17 protein-coding genes are annotated in these 19,947 nt (G+C 70.8%); 2 read left to right on the forward strand and 15 right to left on the reverse strand.

What is annotated here, in order from left to right; translation table 11 throughout:
- Window positions 1–2 precede the first annotated feature (2 nt).
- From ACZ3I4_RS24565 to ACZ3I4_RS24585, 5 genes are all read right to left on the reverse strand, one after another.
- Entirely contained in the window at window positions 3–1,955 is a 1,953-nt protein-coding gene (locus tag ACZ3I4_RS24565) for a dipeptide ABC transporter ATP-binding protein (protein WP_465384341.1), read from the reverse strand.
- 54 nt (window positions 1,956–2,009) lie between these two features.
- On the reverse strand, window positions 2,010–2,882 hold the full coding sequence (locus ACZ3I4_RS24570; protein WP_465384342.1) for an ABC transporter permease: 873 nt from the start codon (window positions 2,880–2,882) through the stop codon (window positions 2,010–2,012).
- On the reverse strand, window positions 2,882–3,892 hold the full coding sequence (locus ACZ3I4_RS24575) for an ABC transporter permease (RefSeq protein WP_465384343.1): 1,011 nt from the start codon (window positions 3,890–3,892) through the stop codon (window positions 2,882–2,884). The genes ACZ3I4_RS24570 and ACZ3I4_RS24575 overlap by 1 nt, the downstream gene beginning before the upstream one ends.
- Window positions 3,893–3,896: 4 nt before the next feature.
- The gene (locus ACZ3I4_RS24580) at window positions 3,897–5,528 is read right to left on the reverse strand and encodes an ABC transporter substrate-binding protein (protein ID WP_465384344.1); all 1,632 of its coding nucleotides are present in this window, start codon (window positions 5,526–5,528) and stop codon (window positions 3,897–3,899) included.
- A 302-nt stretch (window positions 5,529–5,830) separates the two neighbouring features.
- Window positions 5,831–6,097, reverse strand: a complete 267-nt coding sequence (locus ACZ3I4_RS24585) for a helix-turn-helix domain-containing protein (RefSeq protein WP_465384345.1) — start codon at window positions 6,095–6,097, stop codon at window positions 5,831–5,833.
- A gap of 68 nt (window positions 6,098–6,165) precedes the next feature.
- On the opposite strand from ACZ3I4_RS24585, the gene map reads away from it, so the two are divergent.
- A complete protein-coding gene (gene map, locus ACZ3I4_RS24590) occupies window positions 6,166–6,990 on the forward strand; it encodes a type I methionyl aminopeptidase (protein ID WP_465384346.1) in 825 nt (274 codons plus the stop codon).
- A 12-nt stretch (window positions 6,991–7,002) separates the two neighbouring features.
- On the opposite strand, the gene ACZ3I4_RS24595 is transcribed toward map, so the two are convergent.
- The 10 genes from ACZ3I4_RS24595 to ACZ3I4_RS24640 are packed head-to-tail and all read right to left on the reverse strand — an operon-like array spanning window position 7,003 to window position 17,472.
- Complete coding sequence (locus ACZ3I4_RS24595) at window positions 7,003–8,049, reverse strand: methyl-accepting chemotaxis protein (protein WP_465384347.1); 1,047 nt, start codon at window positions 8,047–8,049, stop codon at window positions 7,003–7,005.
- Between the two features lie 23 nt (window positions 8,050–8,072).
- Window positions 8,073–8,444, reverse strand: coding sequence for a response regulator (locus ACZ3I4_RS24600; protein ID WP_465384348.1), 372 nt, complete (start codon window positions 8,442–8,444; stop codon window positions 8,073–8,075).
- Entirely contained in the window at window positions 8,441–8,713 is a 273-nt protein-coding gene (locus tag ACZ3I4_RS24605) for a hypothetical protein (protein ID WP_465384349.1), read from the reverse strand. Before ACZ3I4_RS24605 ends, ACZ3I4_RS24600 begins: the two co-directional genes overlap by 4 nt.
- The gene (locus ACZ3I4_RS24610; RefSeq protein WP_465384350.1) at window positions 8,694–11,048 is read right to left on the reverse strand and encodes a chemotaxis protein CheA; all 2,355 of its coding nucleotides are present in this window, start codon (window positions 11,046–11,048) and stop codon (window positions 8,694–8,696) included. Before ACZ3I4_RS24610 ends, ACZ3I4_RS24605 begins: the two co-directional genes overlap by 20 nt.
- Window positions 11,045–11,431: a response regulator gene (locus ACZ3I4_RS24615; RefSeq protein WP_465384351.1), complete on the reverse strand. Its 387-nt coding sequence runs from the start codon at window positions 11,429–11,431 to the stop codon at window positions 11,045–11,047. Before ACZ3I4_RS24615 ends, ACZ3I4_RS24610 begins: the two co-directional genes overlap by 4 nt.
- Entirely contained in the window at window positions 11,428–12,297 is an 870-nt protein-coding gene (locus ACZ3I4_RS24620) for a CheR family methyltransferase (protein ID WP_465384352.1), read from the reverse strand. The genes ACZ3I4_RS24615 and ACZ3I4_RS24620 overlap by 4 nt, the downstream gene beginning before the upstream one ends.
- Window positions 12,294–12,890 carry a HEAT repeat domain-containing protein gene (locus ACZ3I4_RS24625; RefSeq protein ID WP_465384353.1) on the reverse strand — a complete coding sequence of 199 codons (597 nt, stop codon included), beginning with the start codon at window positions 12,888–12,890 and terminating at the stop codon, window positions 12,294–12,296. Before ACZ3I4_RS24625 ends, ACZ3I4_RS24620 begins: the two co-directional genes overlap by 4 nt.
- Window positions 12,891–12,909: 19 nt before the next feature.
- Window positions 12,910–13,953 (reverse strand): chemotaxis-specific protein-glutamate methyltransferase CheB, encoded by a 1,044-nt coding sequence (cheB, locus tag ACZ3I4_RS24630; RefSeq protein ID WP_465384354.1) that lies wholly within the window; start codon window positions 13,951–13,953, stop codon window positions 12,910–12,912.
- Window positions 13,954–13,964: 11 nt separating this feature from the next.
- Window positions 13,965–15,512: a chemotaxis protein CheW gene (locus ACZ3I4_RS24635; RefSeq protein ID WP_465384355.1), complete on the reverse strand. Its 1,548-nt coding sequence runs from the start codon at window positions 15,510–15,512 to the stop codon at window positions 13,965–13,967.
- Window positions 15,513–15,519: 7 nt separating this feature from the next.
- On the reverse strand, window positions 15,520–17,472 hold the full coding sequence (locus tag ACZ3I4_RS24640; RefSeq protein ID WP_465384356.1) for a methyl-accepting chemotaxis protein: 1,953 nt from the start codon (window positions 17,470–17,472) through the stop codon (window positions 15,520–15,522).
- 407 nt (window positions 17,473–17,879) lie between these two features.
- Between ACZ3I4_RS24640 and ACZ3I4_RS24645 the strand changes: the two genes are divergently transcribed.
- Complete coding sequence (locus ACZ3I4_RS24645) at window positions 17,880–19,946, forward strand: hypothetical protein (RefSeq protein WP_465384357.1); 2,067 nt, start codon at window positions 17,880–17,882, stop codon at window positions 19,944–19,946.
- The last annotated feature ends 1 nt before the right edge of the window (window position 19,947 follow it).

A 19,947-nucleotide genomic window follows, 5' to 3' on the forward strand; every position in this document is an offset into this window, starting at 1 on the left:
GCTCAGCTCTTTTCGATCAGGGCGGGCAGCTCGGGCACACGCCAGCAGGCGGCCCGGCTCGCGCCGTACGGCTGAAGGGTCTGCTCCTGCGACCGGCAGGTGTCGGTGACGAACGGGCAGCGGGCGGCCAGCGGGCACCCGGCGGCCGCGTCCGCCTCGTCCAGGTCCTTGACCAGCTGGACGTCGGCCGTGCGGGTCTCGCCCAGCCGGGGCGCGCTGCCCAGCAGGGCCCGCGTGTAGGGATGCTTGGGGCGGTCGAAGACCTCGTCGACCGGCCCCTCCTCGACCACCCGGCCGAGATAGAGCACGACCACCCGGTCGGCGAAGCCGCGCACGGTGGCCAGGTCGTGCGAGATGAACACCGACCCGTGGCCGGCGTCCGCGGCGACGTCGGCGATGACGTCGAGGATCTGCGCCTGCACGGTGACATCGAGCGCGCTGGTCGGCTCGTCGAAGACGATCAGGTCGGGCTGCCCGACGAGCGCCCGGGCGATCCCGATGCGCTGCGCCTGCCCGCCGGAGAGCTCGTGCGGATAGCGGCCCAGGATCGACCGGTCGAGCTCCATCCGACCGAGCGCCGCCTCGACCCGCCCGGCCCGGTCGCTGGAGGACACCTTGGCCGCCCGCAGCGGTTCGGCGATGGAGTCCCCCACGGTGCGCCGGGGGCTCAGCGACCCGATCGGGTCCTGAAACACCATCTGCGCCCGGGTCCGCTCGGCCCGGCTGAGCTTGCCGACGTTCTTGCCGGCGACCGCGACCGACCCTTCCGACGGCTCGATGAGTCCCATGATGAGCTTGGCCAGCGTGCTCTTGCCGCAGCCGCTCTCCCCCACGACGCCGAGCGTCTCACCGGCCCGGAGCTCCAGACTGACCCCGCGCAGGGCATGGTGCCCACCCGAGCCGAACCGGCTCCGATAGACGACATGCGCGTCCTCGATCTTCAGCACGAGCTCGCCGGGCGTAGCGTCGGTCCGGGCGGGCTCGCCCGCCGCGGCCTCGGACAGAGGCGCCTGCTGCGGGTGGAAGCACGCCAAGGACCAGCCGTCTTCCAACGGCTTCGTCTGCGGGCGTGTGCTGCGGCAGTCGTCCCCCGCGTGGGCGCAGCGCGGCGCGAACGGGCAGTCGTGCGGAGCCGACGTCAGAAGCGGCATGCCGCCGGCCGTCGGGACCACCCGGCCGCCGCCGACGTCGGGCACCGAGCGCAACAGGGCCCGGGTGTAGGGGTGGGCGGGCTCGCGCAGCACCTTGGCGGCCGGGCCGGATTCGACGACCGTGCCGGCGTAGAGGACCACCACGCGGTCGCAGACCTCGGCGATCGAGGCCAGGTCGTGCGAGATCAGCAGGACGCCGCGGCCGTCGGTGTCGGCGGCGTGGCGGAACTGGCGCAGGATCTCGCGGGTCAGCGTGACGTCGAGGCCGGTGGTCGGCTCGTCGGCGATCAGCAGGCCGGGGGCGCAGCCGGTCGCCAGCGAGATCATCACGCGCTGGGCCATGCCGCCCGACAGCTCGTGCGGATAGGCCTCCAGGCGCCGGGCGGGGTTGCGGATGCCGACCGACGCGAACAGCTCCTGCGCGCTTTCCCGGGCGCGCTCGCCGCTCATGTCCTGATGCGTGACCAGGCGGTCGATCAACTGCCGTCCCACCGTACGGGTGGGGCTGAGCGCTCCCCGGGGGTTCTGGAAGCAGATCGCCGCGCCGCGTCCCCGGTGCCGGGCCAGGGCCGCGGCGTCCATCCGGAGCACGTCGGCGCCGTCGAAGCCGACCCGTCCGGTCGAGTGTGAGCCGGCGGGCAGCATCCCGACGATCGCCCGCGCGACCATGCTCTTGCCGCCGCCGCTCTCGCCGACCAGGCCGACCACCTCGCCGGGGGCGACCGAGAAGCTCACGTTGCTGAGCGCCGCGACCTGGCGCCCGGGTCGCCGGATGACCACCGACAGGTCTTCGATCTCAAGCATGGTCACCGCCTTCCTGCGGACTGCCGCCGAGCCGGCTCACGAGACTGGGCATGGTCATCGCCTCTTCGCGTCCGCGCGTTCCTGCAGGCCCTCGCCCAGCAGGCTGAAGCCGAGGACGCAGACGAGCAGGGCCAGGCCGGGCGGGACCGAGGTCCACCAGCGGCCGGCCACGACGTCCGACGTGCCGAGGCTGATCATGGAGCCCCATTCGGCGGTGGGCACCGTGACGCCCAGGCCGAGGAAGGACAGGCCGGCCAGCGTGAGCATGGCCCAGCCGCAGTTCAGGGGCGCGATCACCCGTACGGGCGTCAGGCTGTTGGGCAGCAGATGCCGCCACATGATGCCGAGGGTGGAGGCGCCGGAGGTCTTGGCCGCGTCGATGTACTGCATCTCGCGCAGCGTGCGCACCTCGGCCCGCACCAGCCGCGCGTACGCGGGGGCGTTGACCGCGGCGATCGTGATCACCAGGTTGACGAACCCGCCGCCGAGCAGCGCGCTGACCGCGAGGGCCAGGATGAAGGTGGGGAACGCCTGGAAGATGTCGACGATGCGCATGAGCACGTCGTCGACCCAGCCGCCCAGGTAGCCGGCGAGCAGGCCGAGCAGCGTGCCCACGACCACGGCCAGGGCGACGGCCAGCACGGCGATGCCCAGGTCGAGGCGGGCCGCGTGCAGCATCCGGCTCCACACGTCCATGCCGTTGCCGTCGCTGCCGAGCAGATGCGGGCCGCCCGGGGAGGCGAGCGTGCCGGACGGGTCGATCTCGGTCGGGCCCCAGGTGGTCAGCAGCGGGGCCAGCAGTGCGGCCAGGGCGGCGACCGCCAGGATCGCGCTGCCGACATAGATCAGGGCGTTGGCGAACCGGCCGTCCCGGCTGCCGGAGACGACGGGGACGGCGCCGGGCTGCGCCATCTGGATCTCAGCCATCAGATTTTCACCCTCGGGTCGAGCCAGGCGTGCACGACGTCGGCGATGAGGAAGACCAGGACGTAGGCGAAGGCAATGATCAGCACAGACGCCTGCACGACCGGGTAGTCGCGGTAGAGCAGCCCGCGCAGCGCCCACTGGCCGAAGCCCTGCCACGAGAAGACGTACTCGACCAGGACGGTCGAGCCGAGCGCGGTGCCGAAGACCAGCGCGGCCAGCGACGGCAGCCGCACCAGCGTGGCCCGCCGCAGATAGCCGCGCAGCAGCGTGCGCTCGGGCAGCCCGTGCGCGGCCGCCGCGGCGTACGCCTCGGAACGCAGAACTTCCAGAGCGGACGCCCGTACGCTCCGCAGCAGCGGCGCCAGGACGCCGATGACCAGCGTGAGCACCGGCAGCACGAGGTGCGCGGCGGCCGACGAGATGGCCGGCCCGTTGCCGGTGAGCAGCGCGTCGATCAGGTCGGCCCCGGTCAGCGGGGTGAGGTCGGTGTCCGGGTCGACGCGGCCGCTGGGCGCCGGGAACCAGCCCAGCGCCGCGTAACCGACGAGGATCAGCACCAGGCCCAGCCAGAACTCCGGGATGGAGTTGCCGAACAGGGCGAAGATGCGTACGGAATGGTCGCCGAACCGGTCGGCCCGCCGCGCCGACCAGATGCCCAGCCAGATGGCCAGGACGATCGCGATCGACACGGCGGACAACACCAGCTCGAGCGTGGGCCCCAGACGCAGGGCCATCTCGCCGGTGACCGAGGCGCCGCTCTGGATCGAGGTGCCGAAGTCGCCGGTGACCAGGCCGCCCAGGTAGTCGAGGAACTGTTTCCACATGGGCTGGTCGAGGCCGAAACGGGCGCGCGCGGCGTCCGCGTCGGCCTCGGTCGCGTTGGGCCCGAGGATGCTGCGGATCGGGTCGCCGGGCAGCACTCTCACCAGCAGGAAGGTCAGCACGACCACCCCGAGCAGAACCGGGATCAGCTGGAGCAGCCGGCGACCGACGAAACGCAGAATTCGCACCGGATCAGGCCGACGCGCTCAGGTAGCGGAGACGGGCCAGGCCGTCCATCGGCTGCACCCAGCCCGACACCTTTTCCCGTACGGGAAGATTGAAGTTGGGCTGGCAGATGATCACCCAGGGCACGTCGGCCGCGAGAATCGACTGCACCTGCGACCAGAGCTGCTTGCGGGCCGCGTCGTCCACGGTGGTGTGCGACTTGGTGTAGATCTGTTCGATCTCCGGGTTGGTGTAGTTCGAGTAGTTGAGCGCGGCGCCCTTCACGAAGCTGGTGGCCAGCATGTATTCGACGTCGTTGACCCACAGCTGCCCGGTGGTGATCTGCAGCGGGATGCTCTTCTGGGTGCGGCGCTCCCCCAGCGTGGCCGGGTCGAGCGGGGTCAGCTTGAGCGTGATGCCCGCCTTGGCCGCCTCGGCCTGCACCTGCACGGCGATCTTCTGCTGCTCGTCGTTGTTGGCCTCGAAGACCAGCTCCGAGTTGATCGCGGTCTTGCCCGACGCGGCCAGGGCCGCCTTGGCCTGCTCGAGGTCGTACGTGAAGGGGTAGCCGGTCTCGGCGTAGCCGGGCATGTCCAGCGGCACCAGGCTCTTGGTCGGCCGGGCGTCACCGCCGTACACGTTCTTGATGATCTGCTCGTAGGGCACCGCGTAGGCGAGGGCCTTGCGCACGTTGACGTCGTCGAACGGCGCGGTGGTGACCGACATCTGGATCGCGACCTGGTTGTTGCTGGCCGCGGAGAGCACCTTGATGCCCTCGGCCTTCTTGAGGTCCTGCAGGTCCTGACCGGTGATGCCGAGCGCGATGTCGATGTCGCCGGCCTGCAGCTGAAGGCGCTGGTTGGCCGCGGCGGGCACGACCGAGAGCCGGATCGTCGGGGTCTTGGCGCCGTCCTTGCCCGGGTAGCCGGTGTTGGCGGTGAGCTCGATCTCCTGGCCCTGGGTGGCCTTGGCAACGTTGAAGTAACCGCCGGTCGGGGCGTTCTTGGCGAACCACTGTTTGGCCCACGGGTCGGCATCGGTGGCGTGCTTCTTGGCCTCGGCCGAGTCGAACACGTAGAGCGAGATGGCCTGGATCTGCTTGGTCAGGGCGCTCGGGAACTCCTGGTGGAACTCGACCGTGTAGTCGTCCTTGACCACGACCTGCTCGGGCTTGGTGAGCCCGATGGTGCGGTAGATGCCGGCCACGTTGGCCTGGGCCGCGAACGCGCGGTCCTTCGACCACTTGACGTCGGCCGCCTTCATCTCGTTGCCGCTGGCGAACTTGACGCCCTGGCGCAGCTTGAGCGTCCAGATCTTCTGCGTGCTGTCCGGCTCGAACGACTCGGCGAAGGTCGGGGTGATGTTGCCGGTGTCGAGGATCTGGCTGTCCCCGGCCGTCGTGACGCCGTAGTCGATCATGTATGGGTAGACGTTCTTGAACAGCATCAGCGCGGTCAGGTCGAAGCCGACGAAGTCCTGGTCCCAGCTCGAGAGGTAGCTGGAGACGGCGATCCGCAGGGTGCTCGCCGCGGGGCCGGCCGACGCGCTGGAGTCCGGGTTGTCGTCACTGCCGGCCGCACACGCGCCGGTCGTCATCAAAAGCGCCACGCTGCCACCGAGCTGGAGCAGGCCGCGACGAGAGATGTTTGGCGGAGCCATGGGTGGTCCTCCTAGAGCCGAACGGCTGGCGACCCCCACAAGGGCCGTGAACGGAGTTCTACCGGATAACGTGAGAGTGAACAAGAGCCCGGCCGTTGTTCACAGCCAGACCGCAACCATTCGCCCGGAGGCTCGTCCGAACAGCTGATATCCAGCGCTGGAAGAGTTCACACGCGTTCACACAGCCGATACAAACCCGTGTTCACGGTAAAGCGCGCAGCCGCGTGCCGACCGGCGTTTCCGCGGGCTCAGTGTTCAGCGGCTCAGCGTTTCAGCGGGCTGGCTCCGGGGAGGCTTCGGCCTCAGGAGGCCTGGCGGGCGGGCATGTCGGCCAGCCACGCGTCGGCCAGGTCGCCCAGGGGCACGTCGAGGGCCTGACTCAGGCAGACCACGGTGCCGAACGCCGGCGCGGGCAGGCGGCCCGCCTCGATCTTGCGCAGGGTCTCGGGCGACATGCCGGCCGCCAGGGCCACCTCGACCAGGCTGCGGCCACCCCGGGCGGCCCGGAGCGCGACACCGAGACGCCGGCCGGCGGCGATCTGCTCGGGGGTCAGGGGCTGGCGAACCATGCCCGCAGCTTAGCCCGTGGTATAAAAATACCGGTAGAGAAATGCCGCGTCGGCGAAGGAGAAAAACGGTGATCGAGCTCAAGTCGGCCGAGGAGATCGGCCGGATGGCGGTGGCCGGTCAGTTCGTCGGCGAGCTGATCGACGAGCTGAGCCGGGTGGCCGCGGTCGGCGTCAACGTGATGGACATCGAGCACCACGCCCGCCGCCGCATCGCCGAGCGCGGCGCCGAGTCGTGCTACTGGGACTACGCCCCCTCGTTCGGCCGGGGCCCGTTCCGCAACGTGCTCTGCCTGTCGGTCAACGACGCGGTCCTGCACGGCCTGCCCCACGACTACGTGCTGCGCGACGGCGACCTGCTCAGCATCGACATGGCGCTCGGCATCAACGGCTGGGTGGCCGACTCCGCGTACTCGTTCATCGTCGGCACTCCCGATTCGGAGGACCTCAAGCTGATTGAGGCGACCCAGGTCGCGCTGGAGGCCGGCATCGCCGCCGCCCAGCCCGGCGGCCGCCTCGGCGACATCTCGGCCGCGATCGGCCAGGTCGCCCACTCGTACGGCTACGGCGTCAACGGCGAGTTCGGCGGCCACGGCATCGGCCGCACCATGCACGAGGCCCCGCACGTCGCCAACAGCGGCCGGGCCCGCCGTGGCATGCGTCTCGATCCCGGCCTGACCCTGGCCATCGAGCCCTGGCTGTGCCGGTCCACCGACAAGATCCGCTACGACGACGACGGCTGGACGATCCGCTCGGCCGACGGCTCGCGCACCGCCCACTCCGAGCACACCATCGCGGTCACCCCCACCGGTCCCCAGGTCCTGACCCGCCGCCCGGCCGAGGCCGGGCCCCGGTCCGAGGCCGAAGCGACGCCGGGAACCCGATCGCAGCGATAGCCGCGGGCGGGCTCAGAAGAGCTCGATCACCGGGCCGTCGTTAGCGGCGGCGCCGGCGGCCGTGTGCTGGCCGTGCGTCACCCGCTGGCGTGACATCACATGGTGGGCGCGCAGGTCATCGACCGAGATCGCTCGTTCGCGCACCGTGTGCTCGGGCATGGTGCCTGCGGCGTACCCGACCGTGTCCTCGGCGCTCTGCTTGACGCGGCCGATCGCGTCGGCCACGTGCTCCAGCATCTGCCGGGTGATGTCCTGGAACTGGACGTGCCCGACCGCCCCCGTGGTCTCCGCGGTGAGCGCGCCGGAGCTCTGCTCGACCTGGTGCAGGGCCGCCATGGTGTCGTGCAGGACCTGGCCCACCATCTGCGACAGCCCCCGCTGGGCGTCGGCGATGCTGTTGAGCCGGCGGGTCATGGCGGTGTCGGCGCTGCTCGCCCCGGCGCTCGCGGTGACGCTCTCGAACGAGGAGTCGTCGGAGAGCACCCGGTCGAGCCGGGTGGTCAGGTCGGCGATGCTGCTGCCGATGCCCTGCGCGGCCTTGGCCGAGCGGTCGGCGAGCTTGCGGACCTCGTCGGCGACGACCGCGAAGCCCTCGCCGGCGTCGCCCGCGCGCATCGCCTCGATCATCGCGTTGAGCGCCAGGATGTTGGTCGCCTTGCTGACTTCCTCGATCTGGCTGACGTGCTTCTTGAGGCCGCGCATCTCGTCGACCAGCTCGTGGATCCGCTCGTCGCGGTACAGGAAGTACCGGACTAGCTGCTCCACGAGCTGGTCGTTCGACGACGTGGCCTGTCCCAGTTCCGATTCCGTACGCCCGAGCGTGCCGGCCAGCTGGGCGACGTCGCCGGCCATCACGTCGGCCAGCCCGTCGACCTTGATCAGCTGTCCGACGATCGACTCCGCGGCCTCGCCGGTCTGCTCGATGACGTCCCCGATGTGCGCGGTCGCGACCTCGCACACCGCGGGCACGTCCTTGAGCACCGCGCCGATGACGTCCGTCCGCACGTGTGGTTCCGCGGAAACGTCGACCGGGCCGGGCCGGCGGAGAAGGCGGGACATCGGAACCTCCTGGAGGGGCGCTGTCAGGCGCCGGGTACGACCTGCTTGATAACACCGAGGAGCTGGTCGGGACCGACCGGCTTGACCAGCCAGCCGGTGGCGCCGGCGGTCTTGGCCTCGTTGCGCTTGGTCTGGTCGGACTCGGTGGTCAGCATGAGCATCGGGGTGAACCGCATGCCCGGGGCCTTGCGGGCCTCGCGGACGAAGGTGATCCCGTCCATCTGCGGCATGTTGACGTCGCTGATGATCAGGTTGGGCTTGACGCCCTTGAGGAGCTTGTCCAGCGCCTCCTTGCCGTGCCCGGCGGTCTCAACGGAGTAACCGGCCTTGGTGAGGATCGACTTCAGGCTCATGATCATGGTGGCGGAGTCGTCGACGAGCATGACAGTGGTCACGGAGGTTCGCTTTCTGCAGAGGAGACGCCGCTGCTCCCCCTGAGCAGCGGCAGCACCTGCGTGGCCAGGAAGGCGTCGGCTGGTGCTGAAGTAATCCTCGGCTGGAAAAGCAGCAGGGCCTGGAGCACGCCGGTATGCAAATGGTTGCACCGGCGCAGGTTCACCTTCGGTTTGACGGTGGCCCGCAGCCAGGCGACCAGCGGTTCCACCTCGTCCACGGTCACGACGTCACTCAAGGTCGCAGTGTGCTCATTGAGTTCGAGCGGCAAGGCTGAGCACCTCCTTCATGTTCAGCACCAGCAGCACCAGGCCGTCGCCCAGCAGTGCGGTGCCGGAGAACTCGCCGGCGTAGGCGAGCAACCCCTCCATCGGTTTCAGGATCACGTCGACCTCGCGGTGGAACTGCTCGACCAGCAGGCCCACCCGCTGGCCGTGCATGCTCACGACGAGGATCGCGCGGTCGGCCGCCACATCCGGCGTCCACGGCATGTCCAGGGCCCGGGCCAGGTCGATCACCGGCACCACCTCGTCGCGCAGCACGACCACGTCCTGGTGCAGCACCCGGCCGATCTCGCCGGCCGGCACCCGGACGGTCTCGACGACCAGGTCGACCGGGATGCCGAAGCGCTGCCCGGCCACGCTGACCACCATGACCTGGGTGACGGCCATCGACAGCGGCAGCCGCAGCCGGGTCGACGTGCCCCGGCCCAGCTGCGAGCGCATCGAGACGGTGCCGCCCAGCTTCTCGACGCTGGCCCGCACCGCGTCCATGCCGACACCCCGGCCGGAGAGGTCGGACACCTGCTCGGCGGTCGAGAACCCGGCTCGGAAGATCAGGTCGATCGCGTCGGTCTCGGTGAGGCTCTCGAGCTCCTCCTCCGAGATCAGACCCTTCTCGTACGCCTTGCGCTTGACCTTGTCCGGGTCGATGCCCCGCCCGTCGTCGGCGATCTCGACGATGACGGCGTCCCCGTCGGCCACCGCCGTCAGCGTGATCCGGGCGGCCGGCGCCTTGCCCGTGGCCGTCCGCTCGGCCGGGGTCTCGATGCCGTGGTCGAGGCTGTTACGCACGAGGTGCACCAGCGGGTCGCCGAGCGCCTCGATGACGTCCTTGTCGGCCATGGTGTCCTCGCCCTCGGTCACCAGCTCGACGCTCTTGTCGAGCCGGCGCGAGAGGTCGCGGATCAGGCGCGGGAACCGCGAGAACGCCACCGAGAGCGGCAGCATCCGCACGTCCATCACCGCCGCCTGCAGTTCCTCGGCGATCCGGTGCAGTCCCGAGTACTGGTCCTTGATCCGGCGGCCCAGCACCCGGCTGCCGAACTCCTCCTCGGCCGCGTCGGCCAGGAAGGTCAGGCCGTTCTTGGCCACATTGAGCTCGCCGACCAGCTCCATCAGGTGGTCGACCTTCTCCTGGTCGACCTTGAGGATGCGGGTGCCGACCTGGCCGCCCGGGTCGTCGGCCCGGGGACGGTCGGCCGCCGCCCGGTCGGCGGGCGGCGGCGGGGCGGCCCGCGGCGGCTCCTCGGCAACCGCCGGCGTGTCGGCCAGCAGGGTGGCCACCCGGGCGGTGAGGGTCTCGACATCCGGTTCGGCCGGCTCGACCGGGAAGCCCAGCGCGGCCGCGGCGGCGGCCACCGAGTGGGCGACGGCGGACAACCGGGCGCCGGACGGGGAGTCGACGGTCAGCGAGCGCTGGGCGGCGGTCAGGATCGCGTACGCGTCCCGGGCCAGCTCGACGTTCTCCGTCTGCGACTGGGTCACGGCCTCGACCGTGACCGCGGCGGGCGCTTCCGGCGGCTCCTCGCCGTTGAGGTGGCGGCGGATCGCCTCGCCGTCCAGCTCGACGATCTCGATCTGGTCGGGCACGTAGCGGAAGAGGTGGTTCAGCTCCCCCACCGCCGCCCGGGTGGCCAGCACGAAGCCGATCAGGCACTGGTATTCGTCGTAGGTCTCGGCCGGGGGCCACTCGAACGGCTGGATCAGGCCCAGCGTGGCCAGCGCCGGGACCTGGCTGACCAGGTGCAGCGGGTCCTCGGCGCGGAAGAAGCAGCCCTCGTCGGGCGTGTACCGCACGAAGCGCATCCGGGCCGAGGTGGTGGTCAGCCAGGACGCGGTCCGCTCGAGCCACTCCTGCTCGAACACGGCCAGCCATTCGGGCGCCCGGTCGGCCACGGCGGTGGGTGCGGACGCGCTCGCCGAGCCGGTCGGCGCGGGCTCGCCCCCGAGCGGGCCCCGCAGCTTGGTGATCAGGCTCTGCGCGGCCGGACCGGCGGTCGCGGGCAGCTGCTCGTGCGTGGTGACGTAGGCCAGCCAGCCGCGGATCAAGTCGAACGCGGCGAGCAGGTCGTCGGTCATGCCCGAGTCGAGGGCGAGCCGGCCGGAGCGTACGGCGTCAAGAAGGTCCTCGGCGGCGTGGGTGAGCCGGGTCAGCTCGGGGAAGTCGAAAAGCCCGGACGACCCCTTGAACGTGTGCGCCGCCCGGAACACCTCGTTGACCAGCTCGGGGTCGCCCGGATCCCGCTCCAGCTGCAGCAGACCATCGTCGACCTGGCTGAGCAGGTCGGCCGCCTCGGCCAGGAACTGGGCGAGCAGCGGATTCATGCGGCGACACCCGAGGTGAGCATGCGGGCGACCCGGGCCAGGCGCTCGGCGTTCACCGGCTTGACCAGATAGAGGTTGGCGCCGGCCGCGTACGCCCGGTCGGCGTCGCCCGGCCGGTCCTCGGTGCTGATCATCAGGATCGGCGCGGGCGTGCCGACGGTTTCCGAGCGCAGGGTCTCGATGCAGGTGTAGCCGTTCATCTTGGGCATGTTGACGTCGACCACGAACAAGTCAAAGGCGGTCGACATCGCGGCCTCGACGGCTTCCAGCCCGTTGGCCGCCTCGGCCACCTCGAAGCCGGCGTCCTCCAGCAGCTTGGTGTGATAGAGCCGCACCGTCGCGGCGTCGTCGACCACCAGCACCTTGGCACGGTTCTCGGTCATCGGGGGCCTCCGGTGGGTCGTTGATAGACGATGCCCTCGGGCAGGCGCGAAGGCGTGAAGATCGGCGAGATGCGGCTCATCGACTCGGAGTGGCCGAGGAAGAGATATCCGCCGGGGCGCATCGCGCCGTAGAGGTTCTCGGCCGCCCGCCGGCTCGACAACTCGTCGAAGTAGATGAGCACGTTGCGGCAGAAGATGACGTCGAAGTCGCGCAGCGCCCGCATCGACGCGGTGTCGCACACGTTGACCTGGTGCAGCGTGACCGCGCCGCGGACACCCTCGTCGAGCTGGTAGCGGCCCGCCCCGACCGCGGCGAAGTACTTGGCCCGCCAGGACATCGGCACCCGCTGCAGGGAACGCTCCCCGTAGCTGGCGTGGCGCGCGCGGTCGAGCACTTCGCTGTCGATGTCGGCCCCGTGGATCTCGACGTCCACGTGGTCGATCTGGTCCCACTCCTCCAGCAGCCGCAGGGCGATCGAGTAGGGTTCCTCGCCGGTGGAGCACGGCAGCGACAGGATCTTGACGGGCCCGGTCATCCGGGCGGCGCCGCCCCGGGCGGCCAGCACGTCCGGCAGCACCGTCTTGATCAGCGAGTCGAACTGGTAGTCCTCGCGCAGGAAGTACGTCTCGTTGACGGTGAGCTGGTTGATCAGCTCCTGGAGCAGTCCGGACCGGTCGCTCATGCGCAGGGCGGCGAACCACGTGTTGAAGCCGGTGAAGCCGCCCTGGCGGATGCAGTTCTCGATCCGCTTGTCCACGAAGTACCGCTTGGACTCGGTGAATTGGATGCCGGTGCGCTTGTAGAAGTGCTCGCGGAACTTCTCGAAGTCCGCGGCGCTGAGCCCGGTCGTGGCCGACGAGGTCATCCGACCGCCGCCTCCACCGTGAACCGCAGGAACGGGTCGTCGGGAAAGCGGCGGACCGCGTCGCGCAGCAGTTCCGTGTGCTCCGGGCCGAGCGAGGGCAGCAGCGCGTCGACCGCCGCCGTCACCACATTCGGGTGCGGATCCTCGCGGATCATGTCGGCCAGCCAGGTCATCGAGCCGGGATGGGGCAGGTCGGCCAGCACCATCGCGGTCATCACGCGGACGTCGTGGTCGGGGTCCTCCAGCAGGCGCGCGACGATCGCCGGCACCGAGCCCGGCATGGTCGCCAGCGTCTCGGCCACCGACGTGCGCAGGTCGGCCTCGTCGCTGGCCAGATGAACGGCGAGGGCTTCGGCGACCTCGGCCGTGTCATGGGCGGCCAGGGTGGTCAGCATCGCGTCGCGGACGGTGGCCACGCTCTCGGCGGCCACCCGTTCGAGCAGGGCCGGCACCGCCTCGGCCACGCCGTCCAGGCCGAGCGCGGCCTCCCGGCGGCAGTCCGGATCGGGGTCGTCGATCTGCTGCAGCAGCGTCTCGACGGTCGGTGCGGCCTTCTCCTCGGTGGGTTGCTGTTCGCGGCGGACAAGTCCCACGGTTCCTCCTCCTCGATGTCTAGCGGACCCACTCGGCGATGCGGTCGGCGATCTCGTACGACGGCAGAACCTCGGTGGAACCGCCCCGCTGGGCGAGTTCGCCGGGCATGCCCCAGACCACGGCCGTCTCCTCGGACTCGGCGATCGTGCGGCCGCCGTCCGCGCGCACCTGGGCCATCTCGGCCGCGCCGTCGTCGCCCATCCCGGTCAGCAGGACGCAGACGAGCCGCTCGGCCGGGACGTGCCGCCGGGCCGAGGCGACCAGCCGGTCGACACTCGGGTGCCAGCGGTATTCGGCGCCGGCCGGGACGCTCTTGACGATCAGGCCGTCGGTGCGCCGGGCCATCACCACGTCGTTGCTGCCCCGGCCCAGATAGATCGAGCCGGGCTGGACCGTCATGATCCTGTCCACCTCGTGCACCCGCAGCCGGCATGCGTCGTCGAGGCGGCGGGCCAGGGTGGGGGTGAACGAGGCCGGGATGTGCTGCGCGATCACCACCGGGGCGCTCAGCGTGCCGGGCAGCTGCGGAAGCAGGTCGGCCAGCAGCCTCGGACCGCCGGTGGACGAGCCGATCAGGACCAGGTCCGTATTCCTGGCCACCGCGGCTGCGCGGGGCGGCGGCGCCTGCCGGATCCGCTCCGACAGCCCCCGGGCGCGGCCGATCCGGGCCTTCGCGGCGGCCCGCACCTTGCCGGTGATCTCGGTGGCGACGTCCCTCATGTTCAGCGACACCGTGCCGCCGGGCTTGGCCACGTAGTCGACCGCGCCCAGCTCCAGCGCCTCCAGGGTGACCAGGGCGTTGGCCTCGGTCAGCGACGAGACCATGACGACCGGGGTCGGCCGCTCCGCCATGATCTTGGACAGGCAGGTGAGCCCGTCCATCTCCGGCATGTTGATGTCCAGCGTGACCACGTCGGGGCGGACGCGGTCGAGCTGGTCGAGGGCGTCGACGCCGTTACGGGCCGTGCTCACCTCGAACCCCCCGGCCTCCTCGAGGATGCCGCGGATCGCCCGGCGCATCAGCGCGGAGTCGTCGACGACCAGGACCGATGTATTCGCCATCTGTGGTCCCGTCAGACGGGCTCGAGAACGTCGCCGGCGACCTCTTCCAGCACGGCCTCCAGGTCACGCGCCTGCTCGGCCGCCAGCAACTCGTCCACCTGCACCAGCAGCAGCATCCGCTTCTGCTCGGGCAGGTTGGCCACCCGCGACACGACCCGGGCCTGCTCGGCCGAGAGCTGCGGCGCCGGTTCGAGCACGTGCCGCCCGATCCGGCCGACCTCGGCCACGGAGTCGACGATGAAGCCGGTACGCACCCCGCCGATGATCAGCACGACGATCCGCTGCCGCTCGTCGCGGTCGGTACGGGTCAGGCCGAGCCGGGTGCGCAGGTCGACCACGGGCAGCACGGTGCCGCGCAGATTGACCAGCCCCTCGACGAAGTCGAAGGACCGGGGCACACGGATGAGCGCCTCGGGCACGCGGATGATCTCCTGGACCGCGTCGACGTCGACCGCGTACTCCTCGTTGTCGAGCCGGAACACGACGAACAGTTCCTCGTCGCCGCGGCCGTCGTCGGTTTGCTGCTCCTCGGCCATGTCGGGCCCGTCCTCCCCGTTCTGATGCTCAGCGATCTCGTTGCGGACCTCGGGCGAATCGAACATCCGGTTCACGCTGAGCACGGACACCAGACGCTTGCCGTCCTCCAGCCGGCACACCGACTCGACCTCGCTGCGGCCGTTGCCGGCCATGAAGCCGGGCAGCGGCGCGACCAGCTGGTGCGGCACCCGCAGAACCTCGCGCACGGTGTCCATCACCACGCCGACCACCCCGCCGTCGAGCGAGACGACGACGATCCGGTTCTGCGGCTCCAGCGGGGTGGACGGCAGCCCGAAAACGCGCCGCATGCTGACCACCGGCAGCAGGCGGCCGCGCAGGTCGATCACGCCGAGGACCCGGCTGCCCGCGTTGGGCACGTGGCTGACCGACTCCGGGGCCTGCACGATCTCCTGCACCTGATCGATCGGCAGCGCGTACTCCTGGCCCTGCACGGCGAAGCTGACGAGCTCCAGCGTGTCGTCGCTGTCGGCCTCGTCGGCCTCCCCCTCGGGCACGCGGGCCGCGACCCCGGTGGCCTCGCGGTTCGTCGCGGCCTCGGCCAGCCCGTCGAACTGGCTGCCGACCAGCCGGTCCACGTCCAGCACGCTGGTCATCTCGTCGCCCGACTTGATGACGCCGACCAGCACGTCGGACCGGACGGTCGACTGCACGGAGTCCGACGACTCCATGGCCGACGGGTCGATGCTGATCACACTGGCCACCCGGTCGACCACGAAGCCCAGCGGCACGCCGCCGTCCACGACGATCACCCGCGTGGTCTCGTCGTGCTCGGCCGTCGGCATGGTGCAGCATTCCCGCAGGCTCACCACCGGCAGGACCCGGCCGCGCAGGTTGGCCAGACCCTCCAGGGCGGGCGGCCCGAGCGGCACCCGCACCACGGCGGGCATCCGGATGATCTCCTGGACCCGCCTCATCGGGAAGGCGTACCGCTCGCCGGCCATGTCGAAGGTGACGTAGTCGGCGTTGCCGTCCTCCACGTCCGGCTCGTCGTCGCTGGTCATCGGCGCCTCACCCGTTCTGCAGCTCGTCGGCCAGCGCGGCGATCTCCTCGACCGCGGCGGCCAGTTGCTCGGCGCCCTGCGCCTGCTCCCGGGCGGCGGTGGACGACTGCGCGGCCAGTTGCTCGGCCTCGCCGGCGGCGGTCGCGATCTGCTCCAGACCGGTCTTGACCTCGGCGAGAATTCCGGCGATCTGCTGCGCCGACTCGCGGACCTCGTCGTTGCCGGCCCGCACCTGCTGCATGTCGCGCTCGATCTCGGCGAGCCGCTCGGTGGTCGCCCGGGCCGCTTCCACCTCGGCCAGCGACTGCCGGCTCGTCTCCTCGAGGTCGGAGCGCACCTCGACGATCCGGTCCTGCACCGCCTTGACGAGATCCTTGATGCGGTCGGCGTTGTCGGCCGAGTCGCGGGCCAGATTGCGGATGTCGGTCGAGACCACGGCGAAGCCCTTGCCGAACTCGCCGGCCCGCGCCGACTCCACCGAACCGTTGACCGCCAGCATGTTGGTCTGGATCGAGACATTGGCGATGGCGTCGACGATCTTGTCGATCCGCCGGGAGATCTGCTCCAGCTCGCTGACCTTGCGGACGTTCTCGACGCCCTCCCGCGCGGCCTGCCCGATCGCGCTGATCATGGTGTCGACCGCGGCCGTGTTGGCGTTGATCAGCTCCAGGATGACGTCGGACCGCTCCACTGCGGCGGCGCCACGGGTCGATGACAGCTGGGCGCCCTGCTCGATCTGGTTCACCGCCTCGGCCGTCTGCTGGCCCTTCTCGGCGGCCGTCCGGGCCCCGGCGTTGATCTCGCCGATCGCGGTGTTGATCTGGATAGCGGCGCGGTTGATCTCTTCGACCGCGGCCGACAGCTCCTCGGCGGCCGAAGCGACCTCCTCCGCGCTCTTGCTGATGTCCGTGCTCGACCGCAACGTGTCGGAGACCTCGGCCAGTTCCTCGGCCGCCTGTTCGCTCTGCCGCAGGGCCTGGGTCTGCTGATTGACGGTCTGCAGGGATTCCTCGCAGGCCGCGGACTGCTGCTCGGCGGCCGCGGCGATCTCCTCGGACAGACCTTTCGCGACTCTCGCGGAACTCCCGGACTGCACCGCCGCGCCGGCCATCTCGGTCGCCCCGACCATGATCGTGCCCATGTCGGCCCGGATGGTCTCGAGCTGCTCGGTGATGGCCTTGCCCTTCTCGACCTGGGTCCGCGCGACCTCGGCCGATTCCTGCACACCCGAGGCGATCGTGGTGACGCTCGCCCGCACCTCGTCGATCAGATCCCGGATCTGGCGGGCGCTGCGCTCACTGGTCTCGGCCAGGGTGCGCACCTCGTCGGCCACCACCGCGAAGCCCTTGCCGTGCTGGCGGGCCCGGGCCGCCTCGATGGCCGCGTTCAGCGCGAGCAGGTTGGTCTGATCGGCGATGTGCGCGACCGTCTTGACGATCTCGCCGATCTCGTCGGCCTGCTTCTCCAGCTCGGTGATCGTGACGACCGAGGCGGTCTGCCGGGTGGATCCACTGTCCACGTTGGCCAGCAGGCCGTTGATGCCCGAACGGGTCTCGTTGAGCAGGTTCTGCAGCGCCTGGGTGAGCTCGGCGACCTGCCGGGTGGTGGTCTCCTGGCGGCCGACCCGTTCCTCGATTTGGCTCATCGCGGCCAGGCTCTGCTGGGTCGCGCCCGACGCCTCTTCGGCGCCGGCCGAGATCTGCTGCATCGACTCGGTCAACTGACGCGAGGCCTCGGCGGCCTCCGCGTTCTGGGCCGAGATCTCCGCGGTGGCCGCGGCAATCCGCTCGGCCGCCTGCTGCTGCTTGGCGACCGACCGGGCCTGCCGCCGGTTCGCCTCGCTGTCGCCGCCGCCTCCTCCGCCCCGGGCGGGGCGGGTGGCTACCGGGGCGGAGACCGGCCGGCTGGCGCGGGCCTGGTCGGAGGCACGCCCGTTGGCGGAACTAGTGGTCAAGGGCATGGGGGTGAACTCCCCTCTCGTGAAAGCTGCCGTGCGCGAGACGCGCCAAGGACACCGGAGCTGGGGAAACGCGCCGGTCGGAGCCGGGCACTTTTCTCACCTCTCCGGATCCTGGCATTGGCGGCTTGCGTCCGAGACGGAATCGAAAGACTTGCAACTGGCCGATTTGCCGCGCCGCCGGAATGCATCCGTCACGCAGGTGGCCGCTGTGACGACGCCCGGCCCTGGAGTCCTTGCCCGCCCCCGCAGCACCGCGGCGTCCGGGGTCGTACGGAGTTCGCCACCGGCCGGATCCGCCGCGGAAAGATCCAGTCGTGATGGCGACACATCGGCCGTCGCTTCGGTGGATGCGGCGAGGATGGCAGGCGTACGTGGACCGACGTCCGCCTGCCTGGAGGAGCAGCACCTTGACTGTTCACATCCGGGGGCGTTCCGCGGTCACCGACCGGCCCGCGGACGGCCCGCTGGACCATCTGCGCACGATGATCCGGATGCTTCCGGTGCCCACCGCGCCGCTGACGTTCCCCAGCCGGGACGCCGCGCTGGGGCTGGCCCTGATGGACCTGTCGTTCCGGCTCGACCACGTGCCGCGGCTCTCGGAGCACCTGACGCTGATGGACCGCGGTCACATGAGCCGCACGATCAGCGTCGACGTCGACCTGGACGCCATCTCGGGGCGGCTGCGCGACACGCTTCTGGTTCCGGGCGGCGCCGTACGCGGTGGCGAGTCCTCGCTGTGGGTGCCGGTGTCCCGCTACAGCCGCCGCGATCTCGCGCCGGTGGCTATCCGCGACGCGAACGGCGAGGTCGTGCCGCGGCTATCGCACCGCGACGCCAACCGGGTCACCGCGGCGGCCTTCGTCAAGCTGCTGTCCATGCTGATCAACGCGCACGACGACGTGTCGGTGGCGGGCAGCCCGATCCACCAGCTGCGGCACACCCATCAGCGGTCGCGGTGGCTGATCGAGGCCGCGATCACCGAGCTGATCATGGTGGGCGCGCCGGCCGGGCCGCGGTTGCACACCCCGCTCGATCACGCCGAGTTGCCCGCCGGCGGTTCCGGAGGGTCCCGTCCCGTACGGGATCTGGCCCTGCTCGGTCTGGACGAGCTGTTCGCGCCCGAGGCCGGCGAGGTTCCGTTCGCCCGGCTCCTGCAGCTCGCCACCCGCCAGTACGTGCTGGTCGCGCAGCTCGGCCAGGACCGTCCGCGCCGGTTCCTGACCTGGGACGCGCCGCTGTTGCCGGCCCAGCACCGCCCAGCGCCGCTGCAGTCGCTGGCCAAGAGCGTGCTGCCCGTCAACCGCGAGTTCGTGGTGGAGTACGAGACCGAGATTCCGCGCTCGGTCAAGGCGTACCACCTGACGCTGGAGACCCGGCAGGAGATCAGCGTCCGGCGGTTCCTGATGTCCAGCGACGTCGACGAGGAGTTCGTCGAGGTGCTGGCCCAGGATCTGGAGTCGGTGGCCCGGCGCACGGAGAGGCTCGGCGGCCACCACAAGCTGCTCGAGCTCGAGATGCAGAGTGTGGCGTCACGGCTGGCCGAGCTGGGCCGGCGACGCCTGGTCGACCTGGCCGGCTACGAGGCCTATCTGGCCCGGCTGCCGATCCCGGTCGGCCCGGACGCGGCGCCCCCGCCCCGGCGGCTCACGGCCGGCCAGGTGGTCGAGTCGCTGATCGAGGGTGACTGCTCGCTCGAGGTGTTGGCCGCGTTCTGCGCGCACTATGCCTCCGACGGCCTGCAGCACCTGGCCAAGAGCGAACTGGCCGGCCCGGCGCTGCGCACCATCGCCGACGGGTTGCGCGCGGCCCAGGTCGGCCGGGACATCACCACCGACAACGACCCGCGCGAGCACGGCGCCCACGCGCACTGGCGGCGCCCGTCGGTGGAGCTGAGCCCGCAGTCGACCGAGCCGGTGCGCGTCTTCGCCTTCATGGCGCTGGCCGACGAGGCGCCGGCGCTGATCGAGAGCATCACCCGCATGGTGGCCGGGCTGGCCCTGGTGGTGCTGGGCATCGGGACGCTGCTGTCGGGCGGGATCTCCTGGCTGTACTCGCCGGCGATCCCCGACGACTTCGTTCCGCAGCAGGCCGACGCCGTGGTCGCGGTGCTCCTGCTGGTGCCCGGCCTGCTGCTGGCGCGGCTCGACCTGCCCAGCACGAAATCGGTGCTGGGCCAGCTGCACAAGTTCCAGCGGACGCTGGCCGCGGCCTCGGTCGTGGTGACCACCGCCCTGGCCATCGTGGTCGGCACCGTGCAGTCGGACCGGGAGATGACCCGGCTGTTCCAGCTGGCGCTGGCCGTGCTGATCGGCATCCTGGTCTGCTGCCTGTGCGAGTTCTACGCCCGCCGGATCCACCGCAGCAGCCCGGTGCCGCGATCGACGAGGGTGCCGCGCTGGCTGCGGGACGCCCGCCGCTCCACCCGGCCGCCGGTCGAGCCGGACGACTTCTTCGACGCCCGTGGTGAGGCGTGAC

The sequence above is a fragment of the Actinoplanes sp. NPDC021490 genome (genome assembly GCF_055562135.1).

Bases quoted from the DNA above. Each gene is read 5' to 3' on its own strand.
- ACZ3I4_RS24565 (WP_465384341.1), bottom strand. From the start codon at position 1,955: ATGCTTGAGATCGAAGACCTGTCGGTGGTCATCCGGCGACCCGGGCGC.
- ACZ3I4_RS24570 (WP_465384342.1), bottom strand. From the start codon at position 2,882: ATGGCTGAGATCCAGATGGCGCAGCCCGGCGCCGTCCCCGTCGTCTCC.
- ACZ3I4_RS24580 (WP_465384344.1), bottom strand. From the start codon at position 5,528: ATGGCTCCGCCAAACATCTCTCGTCGCGGCCTGCTCCAGCTCGGTGGC.
- ACZ3I4_RS24585 (WP_465384345.1), bottom strand. From the start codon at position 6,097: ATGGTTCGCCAGCCCCTGACCCCCGAGCAGATCGCCGCCGGCCGGCGT.
- ACZ3I4_RS24595 (WP_465384347.1), bottom strand. From the start codon at position 8,049: ATGTCCCGCCTTCTCCGCCGGCCCGGCCCGGTCGACGTTTCCGCGGAA.
- ACZ3I4_RS24610 (WP_465384350.1), bottom strand. From the start codon at position 11,048: ATGAATCCGCTGCTCGCCCAGTTCCTGGCCGAGGCGGCCGACCTGCTC.
- ACZ3I4_RS24615 (WP_465384351.1), bottom strand. From the start codon at position 11,431: ATGACCGAGAACCGTGCCAAGGTGCTGGTGGTCGACGACGCCGCGACG.
- ACZ3I4_RS24620 (WP_465384352.1), bottom strand. From the start codon at position 12,297: ATGACCTCGTCGGCCACGACCGGGCTCAGCGCCGCGGACTTCGAGAAG.
- cheB (WP_465384354.1), bottom strand. From the start codon at position 13,953: ATGGCGAATACATCGGTCCTGGTCGTCGACGACTCCGCGCTGATGCGC.
- ACZ3I4_RS24635 (WP_465384355.1), bottom strand. From the start codon at position 15,512: ATGACCAGCGACGACGAGCCGGACGTGGAGGACGGCAACGCCGACTAC.
- ACZ3I4_RS24640 (WP_465384356.1), bottom strand. From the start codon at position 17,472: ATGCCCTTGACCACTAGTTCCGCCAACGGGCGTGCCTCCGACCAGGCC.